6 protein-coding genes are annotated in these 6,000 nt (G+C 68.0%); all 6 read left to right on the forward strand.

Going from position 1 to position 6,000, the window contains the following annotated elements:
• The first annotated feature begins 113 nt into the window (after nucleotides 1–113).
• The 6 genes from folP to ubiB all read left to right on the forward strand — a co-directional run bounded on the left by folP (nucleotide 114) and on the right by ubiB (nucleotide 5,990).
• Nucleotides 114–1,010, forward strand: a complete 897-nt coding sequence (gene folP, locus O0J15_RS15035; RefSeq protein WP_111104591.1) for a dihydropteroate synthase — start codon at nucleotides 114–116, stop codon at nucleotides 1,008–1,010.
• The gene (gene miaA / locus O0J15_RS15040) at nucleotides 1,010–1,963 is read left to right on the forward strand and encodes a tRNA (adenosine(37)-N6)-dimethylallyltransferase MiaA (protein ID WP_021202262.1); all 954 of its coding nucleotides are present in this window, start codon (nucleotides 1,010–1,012) and stop codon (nucleotides 1,961–1,963) included. Before folP ends, miaA begins: the two co-directional genes overlap by 1 nt.
• A gap of 96 nt (nucleotides 1,964–2,059) precedes the next feature.
• Nucleotides 2,060–2,335 (forward strand): RNA chaperone Hfq, encoded by a 276-nt coding sequence (hfq, locus tag O0J15_RS15045; RefSeq protein WP_004152891.1) that lies wholly within the window; start codon nucleotides 2,060–2,062, stop codon nucleotides 2,333–2,335.
• A gap of 14 nt (nucleotides 2,336–2,349) precedes the next feature.
• On the forward strand, nucleotides 2,350–3,660 hold the full coding sequence (hflX, locus tag O0J15_RS15050; RefSeq protein WP_005412934.1) for a ribosome rescue GTPase HflX: 1,311 nt from the start codon (nucleotides 2,350–2,352) through the stop codon (nucleotides 3,658–3,660).
• Nucleotides 3,661–3,778: 118 nt separating this feature from the next.
• Nucleotides 3,779–4,273: a CinA family protein gene (locus O0J15_RS15055; RefSeq protein ID WP_005409020.1), complete on the forward strand. Its 495-nt coding sequence runs from the start codon at nucleotides 3,779–3,781 to the stop codon at nucleotides 4,271–4,273.
• Nucleotides 4,274–4,307: 34 nt separating this feature from the next.
• Complete coding sequence (ubiB, locus tag O0J15_RS15060; protein WP_308305874.1) at nucleotides 4,308–5,990, forward strand: 2-polyprenylphenol 6-hydroxylase; 1,683 nt, start codon at nucleotides 4,308–4,310, stop codon at nucleotides 5,988–5,990.
• Nucleotides 5,991–6,000: the final 10 nt, after the last annotated feature.

A 6,000-nucleotide genomic window follows, 5' to 3' on the forward strand; every position in this document is an offset into this window, starting at 1 on the left:
TTCTTCAGTGAACCCGCTGTTGCTCCGGCTGTTGCTGTCGCTCTGGCCTCTGCGGGTGCAGGGCGCCGCCCTGCCGAACTAAACTACCTGCCGTTGTCCCAGCAGGATTGCCCATGTTCGATACCTCGCCCCAGCTCGATTGCGCCGGCCGCATCCTGCGCCTCGACCGTGCCCGGGTCATGGGCATCGTCAACGTCACCCCGGACTCGTTCTCCGATGGCGGCGCGCACGACACCACCGAGGCCGCGGTCGCACATGGCCTCAAGCTGGTCGAGGAGGGCGCGGACCTGCTGGACATCGGCGGCGAATCGACCCGCCCGGGCGCCGCGCCGGTCTCGATTGAACAAGAGCTGCGCCGGGTGATTCCGGTGATCGAGCAGCTGGCCGCACGCACCCGGGTGCCGATCAGCATCGACACCTTCAAGCCGGAAGTGATGCGCGCGGCGGTGGCGGCTGGCGCCGGCATGATCAATGACATCTACGGCCTGCGTCAGCAAGGGGCGCTGGACGCCGCCGCTGCAACCGGCGTGCCGGTGGTGCTGATGCACATGCAGGGCGAGCCGGGCCACATGCAGGCCGATCCGCAGTACGACGACGTGGTCGCCGAGGTGCACGGCTTCCTGGTCCAGCGCCTGTTCGCTGCCGAGATGGCGGGCATTGCGAAGAAGAACCTGCTGATCGATCTCGGTTTCGGTTTCGGCAAGACCACTGCCCACAACATGACCCTGCTGGCACGCTCCGAGCGGTTCCTGGAGCTGGGCGTGCCGATGCTGGCTGGCCTGTCGCGCAAGCGCAGCCTGGGCGAACTGACCGGTCGCGACACGCCGTCCGAGCGCGTGGCCGCCTCGTTGGCTGCGCACCTGATCGCGGTGCAGCGTGGCGCACGCATCGTGCGCGTGCATGACGTGGCCGCCACCGTCGATGCGCTGAAGATCTGGCAGGCCGTCGAGGCCGTGCCAACGCCGCGCGCCGACGCCACGCCGACGATCCGCTGGCCGGACGAAGACTGATGGACATCGACCGGCGGCCACTGGCGATCGCCGTGATGGGGCCGACCGCCAGTGGCAAGACCGCCACCGCGATCGCCCTTGCGAAGCAGCTGGATGGCGAGATCGTCAGCGTCGATTCGGCGCTGGTCTATCGGCATCTGGATATCGGCTCGGCCAAGCCGGATGCGGCCGAGCGGGCGCAGGCGCCGCACCATCTGCTGGACCTGCGCGATCCGTGGCAGACCTATTCGGCGGCCGAGTTCGCCGCCGATGCCGGCCGCGTCGTGGCCGACATCGTGGCACGCGGCAAAACGCCGATCCTGGCAGGTGGCACGGGGCTGTACTTCCGGGCCCTGCTGCAGGGCCTGTCGCCGATGCCGGAGGCCGACCCGGTGATGCGCGAAGCACTCAGCACCGAGGCGGCCGAGCGGGGCTGGGCGGCACTGCACGCCGAGCTGGCCAAGGTCGACCCGGCCGCCGCCGCACGTATCCATGCCACCGACCCGCAACGCATCCAGCGGGCGCTGGAGGTCTATCGCCTCACCGGCACGCCGATCAGTGAATGGCAGCGCCGGCCGGGCGTCGCGCCGTTGCCGGTGCGCACCCTCAAGCTGATCCTCGCCCCGCGTGACCGCGCGGTACTGCACCAGCGCATCGAGGCGCGCTTCGACGCCATGCTGGCGCAGGGCTTCCTGGACGAGGTGCGGGCATTGCGTGCAATGCCGGAAATGACCGCCGTGGCGGCGCCGCTGGACCTGCCCGCGGTGCGCGCGGTTGGCTATCGCCAGGCCTGGGAATACCTGGACGGGGAGGGCGATGCTGCCCGTTTCCGGGACAAGGCCATCTTCGCCACCCGGCAGCTGGCCAAGCGCCAGCTGACCTGGCTGCGCGGCGAGCTTGATGCGCGCTGGTTCGACCCCCATGTCGATGGGGAGCGCCTGGCCGGCGCGGTGTCGACCTTCGTCGCACGCTGAACCCCCGCCAGCCGTGTAACATCATCGGTCGGCGGGCGGCTCGGGGGCCGTGGCAACCGTCGGCAACCCAATAAGAACAATAATCAGGAGTGTGCAATGTCCAAGGGGCAATCGCTGCAGGATCCTTTCTTGAACGCACTTCGGCGCGAGCGCGTGCCGGTTTCGGTGTACCTGGTCAACGGCATCAAGCTGCAGGGCACGATCGAGTCGTTCGACCAGTTCGTGGTCCTGCTGCGCAACACGGTCAGTCAGATGGTCTACAAGCACGCCATTTCCACGGTCGTTCCGGCACGTAACGTGAAGGTCGGTCCGGGCGGTGGTTACGTGCAGTCCGGTGAAGGTGGTCAGGCAGGTGATGAAGCAGACGAGTAAGACCGGAGCGGTGAATGTTTGACCGCTCGAAAAAGGGCGAACACGCCCTGTTGATCCAGCCCCATTTCGGCAAGCTGGAAGACGATGTGCTGGAAGAATTCGGTGATCTGGCCCGCTCGGCTGGGGCCAGCATCGCCGCGACGATCACTGCGCGCCTGGACCGACCGAATCCGTCGACCCTGATCGGCAGCGGCAAGCTGGACGAGATCAAGGCTGCGGCCGACGCCAGCGGTGCCGACCTGATCCTGGTCAATCATGCGTTGAGCCCGGGCCAGGAGCGCAACCTGGAACGGTTCCTGGAGCGCCGGGTGATCGACCGTACCGGCCTGATCCTGGATATCTTCGCCCAGCGTGCGCACAGCCACGAGGGCAAGCTGCAGGTCGAGCTGGCGCAGCTGCGGCATCTGGCCACGCGGCTGGTGCGCGGCTGGACCCACCTGGAGCGCCAGCGCGGTGGTTCAATTGGCTTGCGCGGCCCGGGTGAAACCCAGCTGGAAACCGACCGCCGCCTGCTGCAGAAGCGGGTCGAGCAGTTGCAGAAGCGCCTGGAAAAGGTGGAAGTGCAGCGCACCCAGATGCGTCGTGCGCGTGTGCGCAGCGAGCTGCCTCGTGTGGCACTGGTGGGCTACACCAACGCCGGCAAGTCGACCCTGTTCAACGCCATGACCGGCGCCGAGGCCTATGCCGCCGACCAGCTGTTCGCCACGCTGGATCCGACCGTGCGCCGCATCGCGGTGCCGGGCGGCAACGTGGTGCTGGCCGACACCGTTGGCTTCGTCCGCGACCTGCCGCATGACCTGGTCGCTGCGTTCCGCTCGACCCTGTCCGAGGCGCGCGAGGCCGATTTCCTGCTGCACGTGGTCGATGCTGCCGACCCGCACCGCGAGGAGCGCATCGCCCAGGTGGACGAAGTGCTGACCGCAGTCGGTGCCGGCGATCTGCCGCAGCTGCTGGTGTTCAACAAGATCGACCGCATTGACGGCGCCGACGTGCGCCACGACGGCCAGGACGGTATCCCGGACGAATCGCGTCGCGAGCGGGTGTGGATTTCCGCGCGTGACGGTCAGGGCCTGGAGCTGTTGCAGGCGGTGCTGGGCAAGCGCCTGGGCCTGCAGCATGTCACCGGCGAACTGCGTCTTCCCCCGGATGCAGGCCGCCTGCGCGCGCGCCTGCACCAGCTGGAGGTGATCCGCAGCGAGCAGGCCGATGAGGATGGTTGGCTGCTGCAGGTCGACCTGCCGATCGCCGAAGCCGAAAAGCTGGCCGCCAGTGCCGATGGCGCCCCGATCCGCGCGCTGCTGCCGGAAAAACTGCCGGAGTGGTGAGGTAGCGACCGGTGCCCGGTAGTGCCGGCCGCTGGCCGGCAACGCAACCGTGCCGGAGGGGCGCGACATCCGCCTGTCATCTGCGGTACAACGTGTTCTTCACCCCACCGTCATGCCGATGTCCATCCCCACCGACGCCGATCTCAATGCCCAGTCCGCCGCGCTCGGACAGCGCCTGCAGCAGGCCTCGCTGCAGCTGGTGACCGCCGAAAGCTGCAGTGGTGGCTGGATCGCCAAGTGCATGACCGACATTGCCGGCTCGTCGGCGTTCTTCGACTGCGGCATGGTGGTGTACAGCTACGAAGCCAAGCAGCGCCTGCTCGGCGTGCGCGCGCAGACCCTGGAGCAGTTCGGTGCGGTCAGCCGCGAAACCGTGCTGGAAATGGTCTCCGGCGCGCTGGTCAATTCCGGTGCCGGCATCGCCGTGGCGGTGACCGGCATTGCCGGCCCCGGTGGCGGGAGCCCGGACAAGCCGGTCGGCAGTGTCTGGATTGGCTGGAAGCGCCGTGGCGGCTATGCCCGCGCCGAGCTGTTCCAGTTCGATGGCGACCGCGAAGCCATCCGCCGGCAAACCGTGGCGGCGGCATTGCGCGGTATCGACGCCCAGCTGTGACATGCTGCTCCGGTAATCGTCCGGAGCACGCATGATGTGGGAGACGCTGGGTACTGTCCGTGACCTGGGCCGACTGCAGGAAATCGCCGTCGTCCTGATCCGCTATGGCTTCGGCGACGTGGTGCGGCGCATCGGCTTGGCCACCACGCTGGAGCGGGCAGGGCGCCTGCTGCACTGGAACGAGGACCGCCAGGAACTGCTGCGGATGACCGCGCCGGTGCGTGTGCGCAGCGCTATGCAGGATCTGGGTCCCACTTTCGTCAAGCTCGGGCAGGTGCTGGCGACGCGCGTTGACCTGCTGCCGCCGGAATGGATCGCTGAACTGTCCGAACTGCAGAACGCGGTGCCGGCGCTGCCGTACGCGGATATCCGCGAGCAGCTCGAAGCCGACCTTGGCGCCTCGCCGACGGAGGTGTTCGCCTTCCTCGATGAAACCCCGATGGCCGCCGCCTCGCTGGCGCAGGCCCATCGCGCCCGGCTCCACGATGGCCGTGAGGTGGTGCTGAAAATCCGGCGGCCCGGCATCCGCGATGTGGTCGAGGCCGATCTGCGGCTGCTGGCCCGCCTGGCCGAGATTGTCGAGGCGCGGCTGCCGGACCTGCGCCGCTATCGTCCGGCCGAGGTCGTGCAGCAGTTCACCGTGTCGCTGCGACGCGAACTGGATTTCGCCGCCGAATGCCGTAACGCCGAACGCATCGCGCGCAACTTCAGCGGTCGTGACGACATCCTGATCCCCAGCGTGCACTGGCAGTGGACCTGCGAAAGCCTGAACGTGCAGGACTTCGTCGACGGCATTCCCGGCCGTAACCTTGCCGGTGTCGATGCGGCCGGGCTGGACCGCCGCGAACTGGCCCGGCGCGGCGCCGGCATCGTGTTGAAGATGGTGTTGGAGGACGGCAGCTTCCACGCGGATCCACACCCAGGCAACATCATCTACCTGCGCGACGGCCGCATCGGCGTGATCGATTTCGGCATGGTCGGCGCGCTGTCCGAGGTGCGCCGCTTCCAGGTCGCGCAGCTGCTGCACGGGCTGGTCGAGCAGGACCCGCAGGGCGTGGCCGACGTGTTGCTGGACTGGGCCGGTGGCGTGGAAGTGGACGAGAACCGGCTGCAGCACGACATCAGCCAGTTCGTCGACCAGTACCGCGGCGTGCCGCTGAAGGACCTGCGTATCGGCCTGATGCTGGGCGATATCACCCAGCTGCTGCGCAGCTACAGTCTGACGTTGCCGGCCGATCTGGCGCTGATGATCAAGGCCTTCCTGACCCTGGAAGGCATGGGCCGCCAGCTCGACCCGGATTTCGACATGGCCAGTGCCGCGCGCCCGTTCCTGGAGCGGGTAGTGCTGCAGCGCTATGCGCCCAGGGCGCTGCTCAAGCGTGGCCGCCGCAGCCTGCTGGGGCTGGTCGACTTCGCCGGTGAGCTGCCGCGCGACCTGCGCAAGCTGGTGCAGGCGGCGCGCCGCGGACGACTGCAGCTGAAGGTCGAAACCACCGCGCTGCAGGACTTCGGCGAACAGGTGAACCGTGCGGCAAACCGGCTGGTGGTAGGCGTGATCACGGCTGCCCTGATCATCGGCTCGTCGATCGTGATGCACAGCGTCGGCGGGGTTTCCAGCCGGTGGCTGCTGGCGCTGGGCGTGTGCGGCTTCATCGGCGCCGGCTTCTGTGGTGTGTGGATCCTGTTCTCCATATGGAGGAGCGGCAAGCACACATAGTGTGCTTGCC

It is taken from the genome of Stenotrophomonas sp. Sm10 (assembly GCF_030985515.1).
GTDB classification, from domain to species: domain Bacteria; phylum Pseudomonadota; class Gammaproteobacteria; order Xanthomonadales; family Xanthomonadaceae; genus Stenotrophomonas; species Stenotrophomonas hibiscicola.